The 20478-nt window shown below is 69.2% G+C and carries 21 protein-coding genes; 5 read left to right on the forward strand and 16 right to left on the reverse strand.

Translation table 11 applies throughout. The annotated features are described in order from the left end of the window. Positions 1–4: 4 nt before the first annotated feature. Positions 5–901: a 5'-nucleotidase gene (locus ASC91_RS24100; protein WP_056203196.1), complete on the reverse strand. Its 897-nt coding sequence runs from the start codon at positions 899–901 to the stop codon at positions 5–7. A 77-nt stretch (positions 902–978) separates the two neighbouring features. Between ASC91_RS24100 and ASC91_RS24105 the strand changes: the two genes are divergently transcribed. Next, complete coding sequence (locus ASC91_RS24105; protein ID WP_056203198.1) at positions 979–1482, forward strand: DUF3455 domain-containing protein; 504 nt, start codon at positions 979–981, stop codon at positions 1480–1482. Here ASC91_RS24105 and ASC91_RS24110 read toward each other — a convergent pair. Further along, the gene (locus ASC91_RS24110) at positions 1479–2648 is read right to left on the reverse strand and encodes a PLP-dependent aspartate aminotransferase family protein (RefSeq protein WP_056203201.1); all 1170 of its coding nucleotides are present in this window, start codon (positions 2646–2648) and stop codon (positions 1479–1481) included. The genes ASC91_RS24105 and ASC91_RS24110 overlap by 4 nt on opposite strands. Next, positions 2645–4033, reverse strand: coding sequence for a pyridoxal-phosphate dependent enzyme (locus ASC91_RS24115; protein WP_056203203.1), 1389 nt, complete (start codon positions 4031–4033; stop codon positions 2645–2647). The genes ASC91_RS24110 and ASC91_RS24115 overlap by 4 nt, the downstream gene beginning before the upstream one ends. 204 nt (positions 4034–4237) lie before the next feature. Between ASC91_RS24115 and ASC91_RS24120 the strand changes: the two genes are divergently transcribed. The 3 genes from ASC91_RS24120 (at position 4238) to ASC91_RS24130 (ending at position 6523) form a co-directional block, all read left to right on the forward strand. Then, positions 4238–5074, forward strand: a complete 837-nt coding sequence (locus ASC91_RS24120; RefSeq protein ID WP_056203206.1) for an ABC transporter substrate-binding protein — start codon at positions 4238–4240, stop codon at positions 5072–5074. A 73-nt stretch (positions 5075–5147) separates the two neighbouring features. Next, positions 5148–5849 carry an amino acid ABC transporter permease gene (locus tag ASC91_RS24125; protein WP_056203209.1) on the forward strand — a complete coding sequence of 234 codons (702 nt, stop codon included), beginning with the start codon at positions 5148–5150 and terminating at the stop codon, positions 5847–5849. Continuing rightward, positions 5846–6523, forward strand: coding sequence for an amino acid ABC transporter permease (locus ASC91_RS24130; protein ID WP_056203212.1), 678 nt, complete (start codon positions 5846–5848; stop codon positions 6521–6523). Before ASC91_RS24125 ends, ASC91_RS24130 begins: the two co-directional genes overlap by 4 nt. A gap of 94 nt (positions 6524–6617) precedes the next feature. On the opposite strand, the gene gspF is transcribed toward ASC91_RS24130, so the two are convergent. The 11 genes from gspF to gspG all read right to left on the reverse strand — a co-directional run bounded on the left by gspF (position 6618) and on the right by gspG (position 17132). Beyond that, positions 6618–7829, reverse strand: coding sequence for a type II secretion system inner membrane protein GspF (gene gspF, locus ASC91_RS24135; RefSeq protein ID WP_056203216.1), 1212 nt, complete (start codon positions 7827–7829; stop codon positions 6618–6620). Between the two features lie 10 nt (positions 7830–7839). Continuing rightward, positions 7840–9264, reverse strand: coding sequence for a type II secretion system ATPase GspE (gene gspE, locus ASC91_RS24140; protein WP_056203217.1), 1425 nt, complete (start codon positions 9262–9264; stop codon positions 7840–7842). Between the two features lie 11 nt (positions 9265–9275). Continuing rightward, positions 9276–11525 (reverse strand): type II secretion system secretin GspD, encoded by a 2250-nt coding sequence (gspD, locus tag ASC91_RS24145; RefSeq protein ID WP_235532083.1) that lies wholly within the window; start codon positions 11523–11525, stop codon positions 9276–9278. Between the two features lie 2 nt (positions 11526–11527). Then, positions 11528–12412: a type II secretion system protein N gene (gene gspN, locus ASC91_RS24150; RefSeq protein ID WP_235532084.1), complete on the reverse strand. Its 885-nt coding sequence runs from the start codon at positions 12410–12412 to the stop codon at positions 11528–11530. Further along, positions 12412–12936: a type II secretion system protein GspM gene (gspM, locus tag ASC91_RS24155; protein WP_056203222.1), complete on the reverse strand. Its 525-nt coding sequence runs from the start codon at positions 12934–12936 to the stop codon at positions 12412–12414. The genes gspN and gspM overlap by 1 nt, the downstream gene beginning before the upstream one ends. Beyond that, a complete protein-coding gene (gene gspL, locus ASC91_RS24160; RefSeq protein ID WP_056203225.1) occupies positions 12936–14183 on the reverse strand; it encodes a type II secretion system protein GspL in 1248 nt (415 codons plus the stop codon). The genes gspM and gspL overlap by 1 nt, the downstream gene beginning before the upstream one ends. A 101-nt stretch (positions 14184–14284) precedes the next feature. After that, positions 14285–15274 carry a type II secretion system minor pseudopilin GspK gene (gspK, locus tag ASC91_RS24165; protein ID WP_056203228.1) on the reverse strand — a complete coding sequence of 330 codons (990 nt, stop codon included), beginning with the start codon at positions 15272–15274 and terminating at the stop codon, positions 14285–14287. Next, positions 15271–15894, reverse strand: coding sequence for a type II secretion system protein J (locus tag ASC91_RS24170; protein ID WP_056203230.1), 624 nt, complete (start codon positions 15892–15894; stop codon positions 15271–15273). Before ASC91_RS24170 ends, gspK begins: the two co-directional genes overlap by 4 nt. Beyond that, positions 15894–16262 (reverse strand): type II secretion system minor pseudopilin GspI, encoded by a 369-nt coding sequence (gene gspI / locus ASC91_RS24175; RefSeq protein WP_056203235.1) that lies wholly within the window; start codon positions 16260–16262, stop codon positions 15894–15896. The genes ASC91_RS24170 and gspI overlap by 1 nt, the downstream gene beginning before the upstream one ends. Continuing rightward, a complete protein-coding gene (locus ASC91_RS24180; protein WP_056203240.1) occupies positions 16259–16726 on the reverse strand; it encodes a Tfp pilus assembly protein FimT/FimU in 468 nt (155 codons plus the stop codon). Before ASC91_RS24180 ends, gspI begins: the two co-directional genes overlap by 4 nt. Continuing rightward, a complete protein-coding gene (gspG, locus tag ASC91_RS24185; RefSeq protein WP_056203245.1) occupies positions 16698–17132 on the reverse strand; it encodes a type II secretion system major pseudopilin GspG in 435 nt (144 codons plus the stop codon). The genes ASC91_RS24180 and gspG overlap by 29 nt, the downstream gene beginning before the upstream one ends. A gap of 53 nt (positions 17133–17185) precedes the next feature. Between gspG and ASC91_RS24190 the strand changes: the two genes are divergently transcribed. Continuing rightward, a complete protein-coding gene (locus ASC91_RS24190; RefSeq protein WP_157282024.1) occupies positions 17186–17815 on the forward strand; it encodes a hypothetical protein in 630 nt (209 codons plus the stop codon). A 7-nt stretch (positions 17816–17822) separates the two neighbouring features. Here ASC91_RS24190 and ASC91_RS24195 read toward each other — a convergent pair whose 3' ends face one another. Together ASC91_RS24195 and ilvA are read right to left on the reverse strand one after the other, a co-directional pair. Continuing rightward, positions 17823–18896, reverse strand: coding sequence for a nicotinate-nucleotide--dimethylbenzimidazole phosphoribosyltransferase (locus tag ASC91_RS24195; RefSeq protein WP_056203250.1), 1074 nt, complete (start codon positions 18894–18896; stop codon positions 17823–17825). Positions 18897–18928: 32 nt separating this feature from the next. Then, positions 18929–20449, reverse strand: a complete 1521-nt coding sequence (gene ilvA, locus ASC91_RS24200) for a threonine ammonia-lyase, biosynthetic (RefSeq protein ID WP_157282065.1) — start codon at positions 20447–20449, stop codon at positions 18929–18931. Positions 20450–20478: the final 29 nt, after the last annotated feature.

Raw genomic sequence — 20478 nt, forward strand, 5'->3', positions numbered from 1 at the left:
GAGGTCAGCCTGCGGCGATGCCGGCGGTCACGTGACCCGCGGGCACGTGGGCGGCCGCACTCGTGACATGGCCGACCTGATCGTCGAAGAAGAAGTCGGGCTCGAACTCGCGCAGGAATTCCCCCTTGGCCAGGCCGCCGAGAAACATGGCCTCGTCGACCTCGATCTGCCAATCCATCAGCGTGCGGATGGCGCGCTCGTGAGCCGGTGCGCTGCGCGCAGTGACGAGGGCCGTGCGTACCTTCATGCCGTTGGCGTGTGAATGCTGCAGCCGGTGCAGCGCCTCCAGCATCGGCTTGAAGGGCCCGGCCTGTAGCGGCAGGTGGGCGCGCTGCAGTTCATGCTCGCGAAAGGCCGCCAGGCCGTCGCGCTGGAACACCTGCTCCGCTTCGTCGGAGAACAGCACCGCGTCGCCGTCGAAGGCAATGCGCAATTCCTTGGGATGCGCTGCCGAGGCCCGCGCCGCCAGCGGCATCACGCGCGCTGCGGCCACGCCGGCGCCGAGGGCTTGGCGCACATCGGCCTCGTTGGTGGACAAAAAGAGCTGGGCCGACAGCGGCTTCAGGTAGCGCCAGGGCGAGGCGCCACGCGTGAACACGCCGCGCTCGATGGGCAGGCCGTAGTGCTTGGCCGAGCGGAACACGCGCATGCCCGAGATCGGGTCGTTGCGCGACAGCACGACGACCTCCACCTGGGGTGCGCCACCGGCGTTGAAGGCCAGCAGTTTCTCCACCAGCGAGAAGGCCACGCCGGGCGGCGCCGGTTCGTCCAGGCGCTGCTGCTGCAGGGCCATGTAGGCATGGTCGTCGCCGGCCTCGAAGACCTCGTTCTCGGCCTCGAAGTCGAAGAGGGCGCGTGACGAGATGGCGACGACGAGTTGACCGGAGAGCGTGGCTGGCATGGCGGTCGATGATAGGGCTCGACGCCCGGGCCACGCCTTCCTAGACTCGCCGCGTTTTCAACTCGAAAGACTTGCCCATGCGCGCTGCTGCCCTTGCCATGCTGCCCATCCTCGCCGCCTGCGCCAGCAAGCCGGTGCCGCCTCAGGTGCCCGCCGCGTTGCAGCCCCCTGCCGGGCAGGTGCTGCAGCTCGAGGCGTTGGCCCAGGGCTGGCAGATCTACGAATGCCAGGCCAAGGCCGATGGCAGCGGCACCGCCTGGGTCTTCAAGGCGCCCGAGGCCACGCTGGCCGACCGCGCGGGGCGGCCGCTGGGCAAGCATTACGCCGGTCCGACCTGGGAGGGACTGGATGGCAGCACGGTCGTCGGCGAGGTCAAGGCCCGCGACCCGGGCCCGGACGCGAAGGCCATCCCCTGGCTGCTGCTCGCGGCCAAGAGCAACGGCGGCAGCGGCGTCTTCAGCACGACGAAGAGCATCCAGCGCGTCACGACGGTCGGTGGCGTCGCGCCCGCCGAGGCCTGCACGGCGGCCGGCCAGGTCGTGCGCGTCACCTACACGGCGACCTACTACTTCTACCGCTAGATCACGGCCAGCGCGGTGGCGAGGTCGCGCCGCAGGTCGTCCGTGGCCTCGATGCCTACGGACAGGCGCACCAGCGAGTCCGTGATGCCCAGCCGCGCCCGCGTCTCGGGCGGAATGGAGGCGTGGGTCATCAAGGCGGGCAGCGAGATCAGGCTCTCGACGCCACCCAGGCTCTCGGCCAGCGTGAACAGCTCGACGCGCTGCAGGAAGCGGCGCGCACCGGCCAGGTCGGCCTTCAGCGCGACGCCGATCATGCCGCCGCCGCCGCGCATCTGGCGCTTGGCCAGGGCGTGCTGCGGGTGGCTTTCCAGGCCGGGGTAGAGCACACGCTCGACCTGGGGCTGCGCGGCCAGCCAGGTCGCCAATTCGGCGGCGCTGGCGTTGTGCCTCTCCATGCGCAATGCCAGCGTCTTGAGGCCACGCAGCGCGAGGAAGCTGTCGAAGGGCCCGGCCACCGAGCCGACGGCGTTGTGCAGGAACTCGAGCTTCTCGCGCAGCTCGGCCTGGCGCGGCTCTCCACCCACGACCGCAATGCCGCCGATGACGTCGCTGTGGCCGTTGAGGTATTTGGTCGCCGAGTGCACGACGAGGTCGAAGCCCAGTTCCAGCGGGCGCTGGGCCCAGGGGCTGGCGAAAGTGTTGTCCGCCACGGCCAGCGCGCCGTGCTCGCGGGCGACGCGGGCTATGGCTGCCAGGTCGCTCAGGCGCAGCAGCGGGTTGCTGGGCGTCTCGATCCAGATCAGCTGGGTGTCAGGCTGCAACGCAGCGCGCACGGCCTCGGTGTTGCGGCTGTCGACGTAAGTCACGCGCAGGCCGGCGCTGTGCTTGCGCACCCGCTCGAACAGGCGATAGCTGCCGCCGTAGAGGTCGTCACCGGCGACGATATGGGCGCCAGCGGGCAGGGTGTCGAGCACCGTGGCCATGGCCGCCAGCCCGGATGCGAAGGCATAGGCCTGGGCGCCGCCTTCGAGGTCGGCGACGGCGCGCTCCCAGGCCTGGCGGGTCGGGTTGTGGGTGCGGCCGTACTCATAGCCGGTGTGCTCGCCGGGGCCATGTTGGCGGTAGGTGGAGCTGACCGAGATGGGCGGCATGACGGCGCCGGTGACGGCGTCGGGTGACTGACCGGCATGGATGACGCGGGTGTTGAAGTCGAGTTGATCGCTCATCGCGCGATCTCCTTGCGCAGATGGTTGATGAGGTCGAAGCGGGTGACCAGGCCGTGGAAGCCGGCGTCGTCCGCAATGACGGCCACGAGGCCGCGGCGCAACTGCTCGTTCAGTTCGGTGAGCGACGCGCTGGGCGCCAGCGTGATGACGTCGGTATTCATCGCGCTCTGCACCAGGGCGCCAAACGCGGCCGGGTCGGCATGTAGCCGGGCCAGCAGGTCGGACTCGTCCAGCAGCCCGACGAGGCGGTCGCCGTCGAGCACCGGCAATTGCGACACATCGGCCTGGCGCATGCGCGAGAAGGCGGTCTGCAGCGTGTCGTCCGGCCCGACCGACACGACGCCGCCGCTGGTCACCGGGCGCGAGATCAGGTCGCGCAGGTCGCCCAGGCGCGGGCGCGTCAGCAGGCCCTGGTCGAACATCCAATGGTCGTTGTAGACCTTGGACAGGTAGCGCGTGCCGGTGTCGCAGACGAAGGTGACGACACGCTTCGGCGTGGTCTGCTCGCGGCAGTAGCGCAGGGCCGCGGCCAGCAGCGTGCCGGTGGATGAACCGGCCAGGATGCCCTCGGCGCGGTAGAGCTCGCGCGCGGTGGCGAAGCTGTCGGTGTCGCTGATGCTGTAGGCCGTGCGTACCGGCCTGAGGTCGGCGATGGGCGGGATGAAGTCCTCGCCGATGCCTTCCACCGCCCATGAGCCGGCGTCACCGAATTTGCCGGTGTCGATGTAGTCCTTCAGGATGGACCCGACCGGGTCGGCCAGCACCATCTCGATGCCGGGGCGCACGCGCTGGAAGAAACGACCGAGGCCGGTGATGGTGCCGCCCGAGCCGACGCCACAGACGATGGCGTCGACGTCGTGGCCCATCTGCTGCCAGATCTCGGGCGCGGTGGTCGTCTCGTGGGCCAGCGGGTTGGCGGGGTTGTTGAACTGGTCGGCATACCAGGCGCCGGGGATTTCGCGCACCAGGCGGGCGGCCACGTCCTGGTAGTAGGCCGGGTGGCCCTTGCCGACGTCGGAGCGTGTCAGGTGCACGCGGGCACCGAGAGCCTTGAGCTGCAGCACCTTTTCGGCGGACATCTTGTCGGGCACCACGAGCGCCACCTGGTAGCCCTTGGCACGCGCCACCAGGGCCAGGCCCAGGCCGGTATTGCCGGCGGTGGCTTCCACCACCGTGCCGCCGGGTTTGAGCAGGCCCTCGCGCTCGGCTGTCTCGATCATGGCCAGGCCGATGCGGTCCTTGATGGAGCCACCGGGGTTCTGGGATTCGAGCTTGAGGAAGAGCTGGCAGGGGCCGGTGTCCAGGCGCAGCACGGGCAACAGCGGCGTGTTGCCGATGAGGTCCAGCACGGCGGGCCGGGCCTCGAGCGGGAGTCGAGCGTTCATGACGAGTCGGGCCGCGGGTCGGGCGCGGCCAATTTGGGCTAGACCTCGCAGGATACGAAGGGAGGCTTCGCGCGCAATCCCGTTTTTCGCATGAGCTTGCGCGGTTTTCGGCCGAGCCCCGCCGCACAAGCAAATGCGAAAAGCGTCGTTCACGGCGGCTTATGTGATTCCTAGCATGCGACCACTTGTTCTCCAGGAATCCAGATGACTCTCTCCCGCCGCGTAATCACCCTGGCCTTGGTCGCTGCCGGCCTCTTTGCAGTGCAGGTCGCCCACGCCGACCAGCTCGACGACATCAAGAAGAAGGGCGAGCTCGTGGTCGGCGTGCTCGGCACCGACGAGCCCAACAGCTTCATCGACCCCAAGACGCGCGAAATCATTGGCTACGAGGTCGATCTGGCCCGCGCCATCGCCACCCGGCTGGGCGTGAAGCTGCAGATCAAGCAGCTCGCCGTCGCTGCGCGCATCCCCGAGCTACAGCAAGGCCATGTCGACCTGCTGGCTGCCTCCCTCACGCACAACAAGGAGCGCGAGGCCGTCATCGACTTCTCGCTGACCACCTTCGTCACCGGCCAGAAGGTGCTCGTCAAAGCCGATAGCGGCATCCAGAACGTAGCCGCGCTCGCCGGCAAGAAGGTCGTCACCATCAAAGGTGGCACGCAGGAGCCCAATATTCGCAAGGCCGTGCCTCAGGTCGACGTCGTCACCTTCGACACCGGCCCGCAGGCCTTCCAGGCGCTGCAGCAGGGCAAGGGCGTGGCCTTTGTCAACGATGAGGTCTCGCTGCTGGATCAGCACGCCAAGCTCGGCGCGGCGTCGGCGCAATACCGCATCCTCGACCAGAACATCAGCGTCGAGCCCCTGGCCATCGGCATTCGCAAGGGCGAGAAGCGCCTGAAGGCCGAGGTCGATGCGGCGCTGAGCGGCCTGGAGAAGGGTGGCGAAGCCGACAAGCTGTTCGTCAAGTGGTATGGCCCGGACACGCGTCTGAAGTTCCCCAAGCGCACCTTCAAGATCGACAGCGACAAGGTCGAAAGCTGATTCGTCGGTCTGTCTGATTGCAGCCGCCGCCTCACGAGGGCCGGCGGCTGCCTCGTTTCTGGTGAGCCCCCCGATGCCCGTCCTTTCCTTTGCCCCGCTGCTGCAGGGCGACTACCTCACCTGGCTGCTGCAAGGCCTGCGCCTGTCGCTGCTGCTGACCGGCCTGACGCTGCTGACCGCGCTGCCTTTGGCTGTCTTCATCGCGTTGCTGCGCCTGTCACCGTGGCGCGCGTTGCGCGTCATCGGAGAAGGCTATGTCGAGGCCGTGCGCTGCGTGCCGCTGCTGGTACACATGCTGTTCTGGTACTTTGGCGTGCCGGAGCTGCTGCCCGCCGGCATCAAGGAAAAGGTCTACGCCGGCAATATCGAGATCCTCAGCGCCTGGGCCGCGCTGACGCTGTACACGGCCGCCTACATGAGCGAGGACATCCGCTCCGGCGTGCGGGCCGTGCCCGGCGCGCAGCTGGACGCGGCGATGGCCCTGGGCTTCAGCTTCCTGGCCGGCATGCGCCTGGTCGTGCTGCCGCAGGCCCTGCGCATCACGCTGCCACCGCTGCTGTCACAGACGCTCAACCTCTGGAAGAACACCAGCATTGCCACCGTCATCGGCGCGGCCGAGCTGATGACGCAGGCCCAGCGCGTCGAGTCGGCGAGCTTTCGCGGCTTCGAGACCTTTGCCCTCGTCACGGTGGCCTATCTGTCGGTGTCACTGGTGCTGACGGGGCTGGCGCAATGGGCGCAGCACGTGGTGTCGCCTCAGGGGGCCAAGCGATGAGTGGACTCGTCGACACCTACTGGCTCTACTTCCTCGTCGGCCAGTACCCGCACGGGCCGCTGGGCGGCCTGGCGCTGACCGTGATCCTCGCCACACTGGGCCTGGTGCTCGCGCTGCCGCTGGGCATCCTGCTGGGCTTGGCCCGCTTCAGCCCGAATCGCTGGCTGCGCCTGCCGGTGACCGGCTGGGTCTGGGTGGTGCGTGGCACGCCGCTGCTGATGGTGGTGTTCTGGGCCTATTTCTTCCTGCCCACGGTCACCGGCCACAAGACCGACCAGTTCTGGACCATGCTGATCGCGCTGATCGTCTTTGACGCCGCTTACCTTGCCGAGATCGTGCATGCCGGCCTGCAGGCCCTGCCACGCGGCCAGCTGCAGGCGTCGATGTCGCTGGGCATGACGCGCGGCCAGGCGCTGCGTTCGGTGCTGCTGCCCCAGGCCTTGCGCCACATGCTGCCCTCGCTGATCAACCAGTTCGTCGCAACCATCAAGGAGACCTCGCTGGGCACCATCATCGGCCTCTCCGAGCTGTCCTTCATCGCCAACCAGATCAACGCCCAGGTGCTGGTCAAGCCGGTGGAAATCTACCTGACGCTGGCGGGTTGCTACTTCGTCATGTGCTTCGGGCTGACGCGCGTGGCCAGGATGGCCGAACGGCGCCTCGTCGCGCCGTAGTGCATGACCGCGCGACCGCCGTGGATCCGGCTTTGCCGGTCCACCAGCGGTGCCCCCTTGAGGGGGCCGCAGCTTCGCTGCGGTAGGGGGTGGTCTATTTCACCCAGGTGTTCAGCTGGATGATCGGCAGCAACACCGCCAGCACGATCAGCAGCACCACCGCGCCCATCGCGACGATGAGCAGCGGTTCGAGCAGCGTGGCAGCAGCCATCGAGCGGCGCTGCACCTCGACGCCCAGCTGGCGCGCCGCGCGGCTCAGCATCTCGGGCAGTTGGCCCGTCTGCTCGCCCAGGCGGGCGAACATCGCCAGGATGCCGGGAAAGCGCTTCTTGCCGGCCAGGGCCGAGCCCAGCGGCGCGCCTTCGCGCACCTGTACGAGGGCGTCCAGCGCATCGGCCTGCATGGCGCGGTTGGACAGGGTCTCGGCGGCTGCCTGCAGGGCCTTCAGGATGGGCACGCCGGCACCGGCCAGCATGGCCAGCGTGCCAGCGAAGCGGGCGGCGTTGTAGCCGCGCGCCAGCCGCCCGACCAGGGGCAGGCCGAGGATGCCGGCGTCAAAGCGCAGCCGGAAGGCCGGCGCCTTCAGCGCGAAGCGCAGCGCCACGCCGCCGGCGACGAGAACGGCCAGCATGGCCCAGCCCCAGCTGCGCACGAAGTCGCTGACGGCGAGCATCGCGATCGTCAGCGCGGGCAGGGCGCGCTTGGAGCTGGTGAACACGGTCGCGATCTGCGGCACGACATAGGTGACGAGGAAGATGACGATCAGCACCGAGATGAAGGAGACGATGGCCGGATAGGCCATTGCGCCGATGAGCTTGGCCTTCAGGTCCTGGCGCTCCTCGAGGTCGTCGGCGAGCTTCTCCAGCACCTGGCCCAGCGCGCCGCTTTGTTCGCCGGCAGCCACGACGCCGCGATAGACCTCGTCGAACTCGCGCGGCGCCAGGCCCAGGGCCCGCGCGAAGGTCGAGCCGGCATTGACCTCGGCCTTCAGTTGCGAGATCAGCTCGCGCTGCTTGGTGTCCTCGCTCTCGTCAGCCAGGGCTGTCAGCGCACGCTCGATGGGCAGGCTGGAGCCGACCAGGCCGGCGAGCTGGCGCGTCCAGACGGCCAGCGCCGTCGTGCTGAAGACGCGGCGGGTGAAGCGGCTGCCTTCCTGGGTGCCGTGCTGCTGCACCATCTCGATCGACAGTGGCGTCAGGCCTTGCGCACGCACCATGGCACGCGCCGCACGCGGGTTGTCGGCCTCGATCAGGCCGCTGCTCTGGCGGCCGGCGTCGGTGAGGGCTTCGTATTTGTAGGCTGGCACGGCGGGTCAGCTACTCGCGAGTGACGCGAAGCACTTCTTCGAGCGACGTCACGCCGGCGTCGATCAGCCTTTCGCCGTCCTCGCGCATGGAGCGCAGGCCGTTGGCCTCGGCGGCGGCCTGCAGTTGGCTCTCCGGCGCTCGGTTGTGGATGAGGCTGCGCACGGCTTCGTCGGCCACCATCAGCTCATACACGCCTGTGCGGCCCTTGTAGCCCGTGTGGCCGCAGGCATCGCAGCCGACGGGGTGCCAGCGGTCATGGTCGTCCTGGCGCTTGCAGACGGGGCACAGCCGCCGCACCAGGCGCTGGGCCAGCACGCCGAGCAGCGAGCTGCTCAGCAGGAAGGGCTCGACACCCATGTCGGTCAGGCGCGTGACGGCGCTGGGCGCGTCGTTCGTGTGCAGAGTGGCCAGCACCAAGTGGCCGGTCAGCGAGGCCTGGATGGCGATCTGAGCGGTCTCGTAGTCGCGGATTTCGCCGATCATGATGACGTCCGGGTCCTGGCGCAGGATGGCGCGCAGGGCCTTGGCGAAGGTCAGGTCGATCTTGCTGTTGACCTGGGTCTGGCCGATGCCGGGCAGCTCGTACTCGATCGGGTCCTCGACGGTCAGCACATTGGTCGTGCTGGTGTCGACGGTCTGCAGCGAGGCGTACAGCGAGGTCGTCTTGCCCGAGCCGGTCGGGCCGGTGACCAGGACGATGCCGTGGGGCTGCTGCACCAGCTTCTTGAAGGCGGTCAGCACGTTGCCGTCCATGCCCAGGCCTTCGAGCGTGAACTTGGATTCGCTCTTGTCCAGCAGGCGCAGCACCGCGCGTTCGCCGTGCGCCGAGGGCAGGGTGGACACGCGCACGTCGATGGCGCGGCCGCCGATGCGCAGCGAGATGCGGCCGTCCTGCGGCAGGCGCTTCTCGGCGATGTCGAGCTCGGCCATGATCTTCAGCCGCGAGATCAGCGCGGCGTGCAGACCACGGTTGGGCTGCACCACTTCGCGCAGCGTGCCGTCGACGCGAAAGCGCACCGACGAGGCGCGCTCATAGGGTTCGATGTGGATGTCGCTCGCGCCGTCCTTGGCCGCCTGGGTCAGCAGGGCGTTCAGCATGCGGATGATGGGCGCGTCGTTGGCCGCTTCGAGCAGGTCTTCCACGGCCGGCAGGTCCTGCATCATGCGCGACAGGTCCACCGCGCTCTCGACCTCGCCGACGACGACGGCTGCGCTCGATTCACTGCCGGCATAGGCGGCGTTGATGCGCTCGGCCAGCGACGTGACGGCTTCGGATTCGAGCCGGTCCACCGCGTACTGGCGCTGCACCTCGGACAGCGTGGCCCAGCCGACCTCGGGCGGCGCCCACAGCGTCAGCGTGCTGCCGTCGTCCTCCAGCAGCACGGTGTTGGCCTTGGCGAAGGCGTAGGGCAGGGGGTGGCGGGTGGCGGCCATGGATCGATCGCTTACTGTGGCGATTGCTGCGGCGATTGCTGCTGCTGTGGCGGCGGCTGCAGCGACGGTTGCGGCAGCGCCTTGTTCGGCGGCGAAGTCTTGGGCTCGGGCAGCACCGGCGCGCCGGTGTCCGGCAGCACGAGGCTCTTCTGCGGCTGGCTGAGCTGCTGCACGCCGCGGATGCTTTCGTAGCGGTCCAGCGTCAGCTGGTTGGCGCTGTCGGCGTTGCGCATGACGACGGGGCGCAGGAAGACCATCAGGTTGGTCTTCACGCGCTTGCGGCTCTTGCTGCTGAAGAGGTTGCCGATCAGTGGGATCTTGGACAGCCCGGGCACGCCGTCGTCGCCGTCGGTGTACTCATCCTTCAGCAGACCGCCGAGCACGATGATGTCGCCGTCATCGACGACGACGCTGGTCTCGATGGCGCTCTTGTCCAGCGTCGGGCCGGTGGTGCTGTTGGAGCCGGGCACCACGGAGGAATTCTCCTGGTAGACCACCATGCGCACGGTGCCGCCTTCGCCGATCTGGCTCTTAATCTTCAGCGTCAGGCCCACGTCCTTGCGGTCCACGGTCGTGAACGGGTTGACGGTGCCACCGGTCGTCGTGCCGCTGGCGTAGGAGCCCGTCACGAAGGGCACGTTCTGGCCGATGACGATGCGCGCTTCCTCGTTGTCCAGCGCCACGAGGTTGGGCGTGGACAGCACGTTGGCGCCGCTCTGGCTTTCGAAGAAATTGGCCACGGCGCCGAGGGTGTAGAAGTCGCCGACCTTTTTCAGAACGCCGATGTTCAGGCCGGTGGGCGCCGAGCCTGAACTCAGCGCCGGACCCACGGTGGAGCGGCCACCGGCGACGGCCACCGTGCCGTTGATGATGTTGGCCAGGCCCGAGCCGAAATTGGTGCCGGCGCCGGTGATGGTGCTGTCGCCCTTGCTGCCGAACAGGTTCTGCCACTGCACGCCGAACTGGGCCGCCTTGGTGTTGTCGATCTTGACGATCAGCGACTCGACGTAGATCTGGGCGCGGCGCGAATCGAGCTGCTCGATAACGGCGCGCACCTGCCGGTACAGCGGCTCGGCAGCCGTGATGATCAGTGAGTTGGTCGACGGGTCGGCCTGCACGAAGCCGCCGGTGGAAGGGCCGGCTGACTGCGTCAGCGGCGTCGTCGCGGCGGTCGAGCTCATGCCGCCGGTGTTGCTGTTGGCGGCGTTGCCGCCGGTCAGCGAGGGCGAGGCGCCAGTCAGCGAGCCGCTGCCACTGAGGCTGGACGTGCCGGAGGAGCTGCCGCCACTGCTGCTGCTCGACGAGGCAGCGCCGAAAGCCGCACGCAGCACGGTGGCCAGCTTGGTGGCGTCGGCGTTCTTCAGGTAGACGACGCGGATGTTGTTGCCGCCGCCATCGCCGCTGGGCTGGTCGAGCTTGTCGACCATCGAACGCACCGCGGCCAGGCGCGCCGGGTTGCTGGCGCGCAGGATGAGGCCGTTGGAGCGCGGGTCGACGAGCACGTTGACGGCGCTGCTGCTCTGGCCGGGCACGGCCCCGCCGACGGCCGCACCGCCATCGGCCAGGCGCTGCACCAGCGGTGCTAGGTCGGCCGCGACGGCATTCTTCAGCGGCACGATCTCAATGTCGCTGGTGCCCGGCGTGTCCATCGCCGCGATGATCTTGGCGATGCGCTGCAGGTTGTCGGCGTAGTCGGTGATGATCAGGCTGTTATTGCCCGGGTTGGCATTGATGGTGTTGTTGGGGCTGATCAGCGGGCGCAGCACGGCGACGAGGTTGTTCGCGTTCTCGTGCTGGATGCGGAAGATCTGCGTCAGGATCTGGTCGCCACGCACTGCGCTGGTCTCGACGGCCACCGAGCCGGCCTGCAGCTTGGCGTCGGGCTCGGGCAGTACCTTCAAGAGGCCGGCCGTCTCGACGACGGTGAAGCCCAGGCCGCGCAGCGCTGCGAGGTAGTTGAGGTAAGCCTCGCGCACCGACACCGGCTGCTCGCTGTAGACCGTGATCGTGCCCTTGACGCGCGGGTCGATGATGATCTGGCGGTCCAGCATGACGCCGATGGCGCGGGTGACGGCCTCGATGTCGGCGTTGACGAAGTTCAGTGTGACCGGCGAGCTGGCGCGTACGGCGGGGCCTTTGCCCGAGCCTGGCCGGCCGCGCTGCACTGTGGCGCTGTCGGGCTGGGCGAACGCGCTGCCTGCGGACGTCAGCAGCACGGAGAGCGCGGTAGCCGAAGCGACGGCGGTGCGTTGGAAATTCATGATCATCCGATCGTCAGGACGGAGCGGGCCCCTTGGCGGCGCCCGATGATGTTCAGCAAATTGTTCAGCGCTTCCTCGCGGCCCGGCGCGGCGCCGGCCTCACCAGTGAAGCGGCTCTTACCACCGCTGTTCAGTGTGCCGACGCCCGAAAGCTGCAGTGCGCCCTCCAGCGTGGATAGGCGCAGCGTGCTGACGCCGGGATTGGCGGTGTCGGCCGTCACGGTGAAACGGTAGCTGCCCAGTGGCGCAACCGTGGACACGCGCGAGGACAGGTTGAGCAGGTCCAACTGCAGCTCGCCGAACTGGCGCCAGCGGCCCTGCACCGATTCGAGCCTCAGCTCGCGGGCCGACAGGCGCAGCGAGCCACCCAACTGCAGCGTGTTCCACGGCGTGCCCAGGCCCGCCAGCAGGCCGGCGGGCAGGCGGGCCAGCCAGTCGGTCTGGTTGTCGACGCTGATCTCCATGCGGCCCAGGCCCGGCTTGACGCCCAGCAGCAGGTCGCCGTTGATGCAGCAGTCCTGGCGCGCCGCGAGCTGCAGGCCCAGGCCTTTGACGGCCATGCGCCAGTACAGCCGGCCGGGCAGGGCCGAGGCATCACGGCTGCCGGTGCCACCGGTCAGCACCAGCACGCCCGAGCCATTCCAGACGCTGCCGCGCGTGTCAACGATGAGCAGGTGGTCGTTGCTGGCCGAGGCCAGCGCGCGTGCCAGCCAGCTCGCCGGCGCAAAGACGATGAGCGCGGCGAGGATGCCGATCAGGGCGCCGCCCACGGCCCAGCGCCGGGGCGTGCGGTGGCGCACCGCACGGCCGCCATAGCTGCCGCTGACCAGCACCGAGTCCGACATTTGCTGCGTCGTGTGGCCGCTGCGCTTCTTGAACAAGGCCATCAGGCGCCTCCCAGGCTCAGCACCAGCGTGCCGGCATAGCCCTTGGGGCCGCGCGTCAACTGAGCTTCGACGGGCCGGGCCCGCGCTGCCGAGCGCACCTCGCCCAGCCAGCCCTGCAGCAGCTCGGGTGCGACGCCGGTGAGCGTGACGACGGCGCGGTCGCCCGTCAGGTTCAGGCGGGCTGCGGCGCCCAGGTGTTCGACGGAGGCCTTCAATGCGGCCTGGGCCTGGTCGGGCGGCACCGGCGGCGCCGCGCGCAGCGCCTGGGCCTCCTGCGCCTGGGCCTGCATCTGCTGCAGTTGCAGCTCCAGCCGGTCCAGTTCGGTGGGCGCTGTCTTCAGCGTTCGCAGGGCCGGCGCGAGCAGCACGCTCCAGGCCAGCAGCAGGCCGAGCAGCAGGCCGATGGCACCCACGGCTAAGCGTTCGCGTTCGCCCAGGGCTTGCCAGTGCGCGAGCGCCTGGGCCTTGGCCTGGCCGAGTTGGGCGGAGAGGCCGTCGCCGGCGCTGGAATTGAAGCGGGCCATCAGGGGCGTCCTTGCGCGTTGGTGCGGCTGATGGTCAGCTTGCCCTCGCTGGCGTCCAGCTGCCAGCCTTCGCTGCGCAGCTGATTGCGGAAATTGTCGATCTGGGGCTGGGCCCAGCCCTGTGCCGACACCGTGAGGCGGCCGGGCTCGAAGGCCAGCGCATCAGTCGGCGGGCGGTCGGCCGGCCAGGCCATGGCAGCGGCCGCGAGCAGGGCTTCGAGGTCCTGCTCGCCGACGCTGCCGGCGCTGGCGCGCAGCAGGTCGAGCTGCTTTTGCATCTGCACCGGCGCGTCGAGGATGGCACGCACCTGCGGGAAAGCGCCGGTCAGCGTTGTCGTGACCGCCTCGCGTCGCGCCGCCACCTCGCGATGCTGGTGCCAGGCCCACAGGTTGAGGCCCAGCAGCTGAACGATGGCCAGGCCGGCGAGGCCGTAGCGCACCGGCTGCCAGGGCTTGCGCATCAGCCCGCGGCTGAGAAGGCGCAGGGCGCGCACGCCACGGGCGCGGGGCGCAAGGTCGAACTGGCGGAAATCCCAGGCGTTGTCGACGACGGCCAGCCCCCGCTGCGTCGGCGTCTGCACGGTGACCGTCGTGCCCAGCCAGCGCTCGGCCACTGTCGCCACAGCTGGCGTGGCCGTCCACTGCGCGGCATGCACTAGGCCAGGCGGGAAGAGCTGGCGCGCCAGGCCGCCTTCCAGCGGCAGGGTGGCGACGCCGTCGACATGGCTCCAGCGCAGGGCGACGCCGGCGCCATTGGCTTCAAAGAAATGGCCGCGCGGCAATTCGTCGGGCCAGGACAGCGGTGCGACGCGATCGATGAAGATATGGGCCGCTTCGAGCTGGGCCAGATGCTCGGCCAGCCAGGGGCGCGACGTGACGGCGATCCAGGCCGTGTCGCCGCCCAGGGCGTCGGGCTCGACCGCAAAGTGCAGGGTGTCGGGCTCGTCGAGCAGGGCCTCCTCAAGCTTGCCGGCGAGGGCAGCGCGCATCTGGCGGCCGGCGCGCGGCAGTTCGACACGGCGCCAGGCCACATCGGACTCGTTGACGACGGCGATGACGCTGTCCGCCGCCGGCAGGCCACCCGGCGCGGCACGGCCCTCGGCGGTGATCTGGCGGCCATCCGGCGTCAGTGCGTAGTCGTACTCGCGCACCGCGTTGGCGCGCGGCAGCTCGGCCGCGGCGGACGCGGCTTTGCCCAGGGCGCGCAGGCGCGTCCGTGGGGGCAGGAACAGCAGCAGGGTGCTCATTGGGAGATCAGGGGCGGCGCATTCTAGGAGGGGCGGCTGCCTTCCCGGCCCGGGCGCCAAGCCGCCGGTGAAAGTCTGTAGCCGGGTTCGAGTTCAAGGAATCACTGATCCAGCAGCTGGTTGATGCGCTCGCGGGCGAGGACGTCCATGCTCAGGTTGTTGCGAAAGATCAGCGAGCGCTGTTCGAGCTGACGCTCGTCAAGGCGCAGCCGGCCGGTGACGATGAAGTAGGACGAATCCACCGACGCCCGGTTGCCGCTGAGGTCGACAGCGGCGGGCAGGAAATTCTTGGCATCGTCGACGTTCTGTAGCGGCTGGGCCTTGCGGCCCTGCACCAGGCGCTCGGCCGAGGCGAGGTCGACGCCCTCGAACAGCGCTGCGATGACTTCGCGCGGCGCGGTGTTCAAGTTGACCGGCGTGGGCTTGGGCAGCAGCACCACATAGGGCTGCAGGCGCTTGAGGGTGTCGGCGTCCAGGCCCAGCCAGGCGAGCTGGTCCAGGCCGGCCGGCTGCAGGGGGCCGGACTCGCTGATGGCCGCATCGCTCGCAGGCGCGCCGGGCCCGCTGGCGGCGCTGGCCGGCGCCGGGAAAGCGCTCCGCAGGCCGGTGACGATGACGGCAGCCGCGCCGGGCGCCGCGTTGACCTGGCTGCACAGCCGCTCCAGCACGCGCTGCTCCAACTCCGGCACCTTTGCACCGCCGAGCAGTGCGCGCAGGTTGTAGCGGCTCTGCGCGTCCTCGATGGTGCCGGACAGGAAGGCCTCGGGGCCGTCGTCGTCGCTGGCCGCCGTTCGGTCGGCAGCCAGGAAGGTGGACAGCCGCGCCTCGGCCAGCGGCACGGCCCAGGGCTCGCCGAGGTGGTCGATCTTCTTCCGCTGCTGGCTGTTGCCTCGGGCGTCCTCTTTCAGAATCAGGCGGGCCCAGTCCAGCGCGCCCTGCAGGATCCAGGCGCTCTGCGCGCGGGCGCGGTCGGCGGCTTCGATCTGCACGGCGCGATACTGCTGCCAGACCATGCCGGCGGCGAGGCTGGCAATCAGCGTGACGATGATCATGGCCGTCAGCAAGGCGGCGCCGCTCTGACGAGTCTTCATCGAACGGTCACCTCCAGCTCGCGCGTCAGCGTGCCAGTCAGGCCGCTGCCCTCGGCGAACTGCATGGCCACGCGCAGGCCGGCGGGCGGCTGGGTCGGCGTCTTGGGGTTGACGGGGCCGGCGTTGTCGTTGCCGTTGCCGCCGGTGGACTGGCAGTTGCTCCAGGCATTGCCCCAGTAGCAATAGAACTGCCAGCCGGCCACGCCGTCGAATGCGCGTAGGGCCGGGTTGCGCTGGTCCAGTTGCTGCAGGCCGCGCTGGCGCTGGTCTTCGAGGTCCTGCACGGTACGCTGCGCCGGGCTTTCCCATCGCCATAGGCTGCCTTCGCGCAGGGTCCAGACGACGACCTGCAAACCGGTCGGCGCCTGGCGGGTCAGCACGAGGTTGCCGCCGTCGAAAGCGATGGGTTGCACGGTGCTGTGGCTGTCCTGCAAGGCGTGCAGGTCGACCTCCCACTGCGCCAGCACGGTCTGCAGCCGGGCGGTCTGGGCCAAGTGGGCCTGGGCGATCTCGCGGCTTCTCACGAGGGCGTCGATGCCGCGCCAAGCCATGGCCGCCATGGTCGCCATGACGACCAGGGCGACGAGCACCTCGACGAGGGTGAAGCCGCGCACCTTCATCAGAACTTGCCCATGATGGTGCTCAGGCTGAGCACGGGGCGGCCCTGGTCGTCGGTGACGTCGGCGTCGACGCGGCGGAACAGTGGGTTGGGCGTCGGGCTGACCCTGAGCTTGCCGCCATAGCTGCGGCCGAGCTGCTCGCAGCTGAAGGGCGATTCGCCGATGTCGGGAAACTGCTGCGTCAAGCGCAATTCGGTCAACAGGTTCTCGGCGCACCATTGGCCAGCGCTGACCTGGGCCAGGCGCTCGGCGTTGTTGGTCAGCGCCCCGGCAGCCTTGATGCCGGCGCCCAGCGCGATGGCGACGATGACCAGGGCGACGAGGACCTCGATCAACGTGAAGCCGCGCTGGTCATGCACGGGATTCATTGCGGCGTGACGATGTCAAAGGCGGCCAGGCCATCGGTGGCCAGCACGAGTTGCTGGCTGCCGAGCTGCAGGCGCAGGCGCTGGGCGGGGATGACGGGTTCGGGGCCGAGCCTCAGGCCAGGGTTGGTGGCGGTCGCGTTCTCGATCAGCACGGCCACCGGCTCGCCGAGCCAGCGCGTCGGCAGCTGGATGGTGCGGGGCAGGCCTTCGAAGCGGAAGTCGTCACCGGTCTTGATGCCTTTGGGAATCCAGCGCACGTCCAGGCCCGACGCGCGGCTCTCGGCACGCGCCGTCTCCAGCAGTGCGGCCAGGCGCTGGGCTTCGCGCTGCAGCTGCAGCTCGGCGGGGTCGCGCAGCGCCAGCGTGATCGTGGCGCTGGTGATCGCGATCAGTGCGACGACGACCAGCAGCTCGATGAGCGTGAAGCCCCTGGGCTTACTGCCAGGAACCGATGTCCGCGTCACGGCCCTCGCCGCCGGCGCGGCCGTCGGCGCCAAAGCTATAGATATCAACCTCGCCCTTCACGCCGGGATTGGCGTACTGGTAGGGGTGGCCCCAGGGGTCGTTGGGTAGCTTCTCCAGATAGGGCTTCCAGTTCGGCGGCGGGTTGCCGGCCGTGGGCTTGTGCACGAGGGCGTCCAGGCCCTGCTCTGAGCTCGGATAGCGCTGGTTGTCCAGCTTGTAGATCTTGAGCGCCTGCATCAGGTTGTTGACGTCGGTGCGGGCGGCGGTGACGCGAGCGTCTTCGGCGCGGTCCAGCACGTTGGGCACGACGAGGGCCGCGAGCACGCCGATGATGACGAGCACGACCAACAGTTCGATCAGCGTGAAGCCGCGGGCAACGGAGCCGGTGAGGGAGGAGCGACGCATGTCTGGGGGCGTGGAAGCGCTGAGCTGCGGTGAGCGGGCCATCATAATGGGCCATGCTTGCTCGAACGATGGCGTTTACGGTGTGGCTGCTGCTCGGCGGCTCGGTGGCTTACTGGAGCCTGCAACTGCTCGCACGGCCGCTGGCCATGCCGGCTTCGGTGCTGCCGGCCGGTGAGGGGCGCGGCGGCGCGGTCGACCTGAGCCGGCTGCTCGGCGTGACGGCGCCCGAGGCCGTGCCCGAGCCCGAGGTCGCGGTATCGACGCGGCTGCGCCTGCTGGGTGTTGTCGCGCCCAGGAACGCGAAGGCGGCCGAGGCCGGCGAGGGCGTCGCGCTGATCGAGGTGGACGGCGTGGCGCGCACGGTGCGCGTCGGCGCAGTGGTCGACGGCGAGTTGCGCCTGCTGCGCGTGGACGTGCGCAGCGCCAGCCTTGGCCGCATCGGCCAGGCGCCCAGCCAGGTCTTGCAGATCAGCCCGCCGGCCGCTGCGGCGACGGGCGCGCTGCCGCCGGCTGCGCCATCTCCGGTGGTGCTGGGCGGCAATCCGAATGGCAATCCCAATGCCGCGCCCAACGCACAGGGCCTGCCGCGGCGCGGCAATGCGCCGCCGCCCGTGCCGGCCACCTATGGCGCGGCGCCGGCAAATCAGGCCTCGCCGCCGACGCGCGAGGAGCAGCAGCGCTGACCTGGTGTTAGGCGCCCAGCGTCGGGACGTGGGCGCTGGGGTCGGGGCGGGCCGCGACGCGGGCTTCGGCGACCTCGTGCAGATCGGTCAGCAGAGCGGCGGCGGCGCGGATCATCGGCCAGGCCAGGGCCGCGCCGGTGCCGTCGGCGCTGTCCATGCCCAGTTCAAGCAAGGCGGAGGCATGGAACAGGGCCAGCGCTTCATCCAGGCCGCGGTGCACATGGCTGCGGCAGAACACCGCGTAGTCGGTCACCGGCGCGCAGATCAGCGACGCGAGCTTGAGGGCCGCGCAGGCGGCGATGCCGTCCACGATGATGAGGCTGCGCTTGCTGGCCGCAACGAGCATGGCGCCAACCATGACGGCGATCTCGTGGCCACCGAAGGCCGCGATGATGTCCATGGGGTCCTTGGCGTCGCGATGGCGGGCCAGGGCGCCTTGCAGCACGTCGAGCAGATGGACGAGATCGTCCTGGCGCATGGTCGGGCCAGAGACGATGAAGTCGCGCACCGGTTGGTCGGACAGCCGCGCCAGCACCAGGGCGGCGCATTCGGGCGAGCCCTGGCCCATGGAGGCGCAGGCCAGCACATTGCCGGGCAGGTTGTCGGCGATCTCCATGCCGACGCGCACGCCAGCGTGGGCCTGCTCGACGCTCATCGCATGCGCGGTGCGCGCGTTGCGCGTGCCATGGGCGACCTTGCGCGCCAGCAGCCGGGCGTGAGGGGGCAGGTTCTCGGCGACGCCGCAGTCGACGACGGTCAGGTGCAGGCCCTGCAGCCGGGCAAAGACTGACACCGGCAACTGGGCATGCAGGGCCATCTGCACCTGGTCCCTGGTGGCGCGGCCCCATTGGGCGCCGACGCCGTCGACGACGATGCCGTGATCGGAAGCGAAAAGACCGAGCACCGGGTCGCGAAAGCGCGGCGTCAGGCTGTTCTGCACGAGCCCGAGGCGGACGGCCAGTGGTTCCAGTTCGCCGAGGCCGCCAGCGATGGCCGAGCGTCGATCGACGCGGTCACGCAGGGCTTTTTCCAGCTCGGGATTGGCGGTGGGGGAGATCAGCGACTGTTGGGCAACGGTCATGGCGCAGGCGTTGTCAGACCCCGCATTTCAACTCAACCGAGGAACAAGCGATAGACCGGATTGGAGGTTTCGTCTTCGAAGGGGTAGTTCAAGCCGTTGAGGAACTCTCGCAAAGCCGCCGCATCGCCCCTGGGAACCTGGATGCCGACAAGGATGCGGCCGTAATCCGCACCCTGGTTGCGGTAGTGGAAAAGGCTGATGTTCCAGTCGGGGTGCATGCTGGACAGGAAGCGCATCAGCGCGCCCGGCCGTTCTGGAAAGACGAAGCGATAGAGGCGCTCGTCGCGTGCCAGTTCGCTGCGCCCACCCACCATGTGGCGGATGTGCTGCTTCGCGAGTTCGTCGTTGGTCAGGTCCAGCGTCTCGAAGCCGGCCTTGCTGAAGGTGCGGGCCAGCTTGGCAGCGTCGTCGGGCTTGGAGATGGCGATGCCGACGAAGATATGGGCGACGTCCGCGCCAGCGATGCGGTAGTTGAACTCGGTGACGCTGCGCGGGCCGAGCAACTCGCAGAAGCGCTTGAAGCTGCCGCGCGCCTCGGGGATGGTGACGGCAAACAACGCCTCGCGGTGCTCGCCGACCTCGGCCCGCTCGGCGACGAAGCGCAGGCGGTCGAAGTTCATGTTGGCGCCGCAGGTGATGGCGACCAGCGTTTCGCCCTTGGCGCCAGTCGTCGCGGCGTATTGCTTGACGGCGGCGACGCTCATCGCCCCTGAGGGCTCAAGAATGGAACGCGTGTCCTCGAAGACATCCTTGATGGCCGCGCAAACGGCGTCGGTGTCGACGACGATGTAGTCGTCAACCAGTTCGCGGGCGATGCGGAAGGTTTCCTCGCCCACCAGCTTGACGGCGGTGCCGTCGGCGAACAGGCCGACGTCGCTGAGCGTCACGCGCTTGCCTGCCTTCACCGAGCGCAGCATGGCGTCAGAGTCGGTGGTCTGCACACCGATGATCTTGATCTCCGGGCGCAGCGCCTTGACGTAGGCAGCAACGCCGGAGATGAGGCCGCCGCCGCCGATGGCGACGAAGATCGCGTCGATGGGGCCGGGATGCTGGCGCAGCAGCTCCATGGCGATGGTGCCCTGGCCGGCGATGACGTCGGGGTCGTCAAAGGGGTGGACGAAGGTCAGGCCTTGCGCGCTCTCCAGTTCCTTGGCGTGACCATAGGCGTCGGTGAAGCTCTCGCCGAACAGCACGACTTCGCCGCCGTGGCCGCGCACCGCCTCGACCTTGACCTGGGGCGTGGTCACCGGCATCACGATGACGGCGCGGCAGCCGAGCTTTTTCGCCGACAGCGCCACGCCCTGGGCGTGGTTGCCTGCCGAAGCGCAGATGACGCCGGCCGCGCGTTGCTCGGCCGACAGATGCGCCATCTTGTTATAGGCGCCGCGCAGCTTGAAGCTGAAGACGTCCTGCTCGTCCTCGCGCTTGAGCCAGACCTTGTTGGACAGGCGCTTGGATAGCTTGGCGGCGGCGTGGAGATGGGTCTCGCGGGCGACTTCGTAGACCCGGGCGTTCAGGATTCGCTGCAGATAGCTGCTGCCGGGCGGCAGCATCGCGGGCACCTGAGATGACGTGCTGGACG

The organism is Pelomonas sp. Root1237 (assembly GCF_001425055.1).
Classification (GTDB): Bacteria; Pseudomonadota; Gammaproteobacteria; order Burkholderiales; family Burkholderiaceae_C; genus Pelomonas.

Coding starts and splice junctions, on each gene's coding strand:
- ASC91_RS24170 (WP_056203230.1), bottom strand. CDS start 15,894: ATGAAGGTGCGCGGCTTCACCCTCGTCGAGGTGCTCGTCGCCCTGGTC.
- ilvA (WP_157282065.1), bottom strand. CDS start 20,449: ATGCTGCCGCCCGGCAGCAGCTATCTGCAGCGAATCCTGAACGCCCGG.
- ASC91_RS24105 (WP_056203198.1), top strand. CDS start 979: ATGCGCGCTGCTGCCCTTGCCATGCTGCCCATCCTCGCCGCCTGCGCC.
- gspE (WP_056203217.1), bottom strand. CDS start 9,264: ATGGCCGCCACCCGCCACCCCCTGCCCTACGCCTTCGCCAAGGCCAAC.
- ASC91_RS24195 (WP_056203250.1), bottom strand. CDS start 18,896: ATGACCGTTGCCCAACAGTCGCTGATCTCCCCCACCGCCAATCCCGAG.
- gspL (WP_056203225.1), bottom strand. CDS start 14,183: ATGAGCACCCTGCTGCTGTTCCTGCCCCCACGGACGCGCCTGCGCGCC.
- ASC91_RS24120 (WP_056203206.1), top strand. CDS start 4,238: ATGACTCTCTCCCGCCGCGTAATCACCCTGGCCTTGGTCGCTGCCGGC.
- gspD (WP_235532083.1), bottom strand. CDS start 11,525: ATGAATTTCCAACGCACCGCCGTCGCTTCGGCTACCGCGCTCTCCGTG.
- gspI (WP_056203235.1), bottom strand. CDS start 16,262: ATGAATCCCGTGCATGACCAGCGCGGCTTCACGTTGATCGAGGTCCTC.
- gspK (WP_056203228.1), bottom strand. CDS start 15,274: ATGAAGACTCGTCAGAGCGGCGCCGCCTTGCTGACGGCCATGATCATC.
- ASC91_RS24190 (WP_157282024.1), top strand. CDS start 17,186: ATGCTTGCTCGAACGATGGCGTTTACGGTGTGGCTGCTGCTCGGCGGC.
- ASC91_RS24100 (WP_056203196.1), bottom strand. CDS start 901: ATGCCAGCCACGCTCTCCGGTCAACTCGTCGTCGCCATCTCGTCACGC.
- ASC91_RS24130 (WP_056203212.1), top strand. CDS start 5,846: ATGAGTGGACTCGTCGACACCTACTGGCTCTACTTCCTCGTCGGCCAG.
- ASC91_RS24115 (WP_056203203.1), bottom strand. CDS start 4,033: ATGAACGCTCGACTCCCGCTCGAGGCCCGGCCCGCCGTGCTGGACCTC.
- gspN (WP_235532084.1), bottom strand. CDS start 12,412: ATGGCCTTGTTCAAGAAGCGCAGCGGCCACACGACGCAGCAAATGTCG.
- ASC91_RS24125 (WP_056203209.1), top strand. CDS start 5,148: ATGCCCGTCCTTTCCTTTGCCCCGCTGCTGCAGGGCGACTACCTCACC.
- ASC91_RS24110 (WP_056203201.1), bottom strand. CDS start 2,648: ATGAGCGATCAACTCGACTTCAACACCCGCGTCATCCATGCCGGTCAG.
- gspG (WP_056203245.1), bottom strand. CDS start 17,132: ATGCGTCGCTCCTCCCTCACCGGCTCCGTTGCCCGCGGCTTCACGCTG.
- gspM (WP_056203222.1), bottom strand. CDS start 12,936: ATGGCCCGCTTCAATTCCAGCGCCGGCGACGGCCTCTCCGCCCAACTC.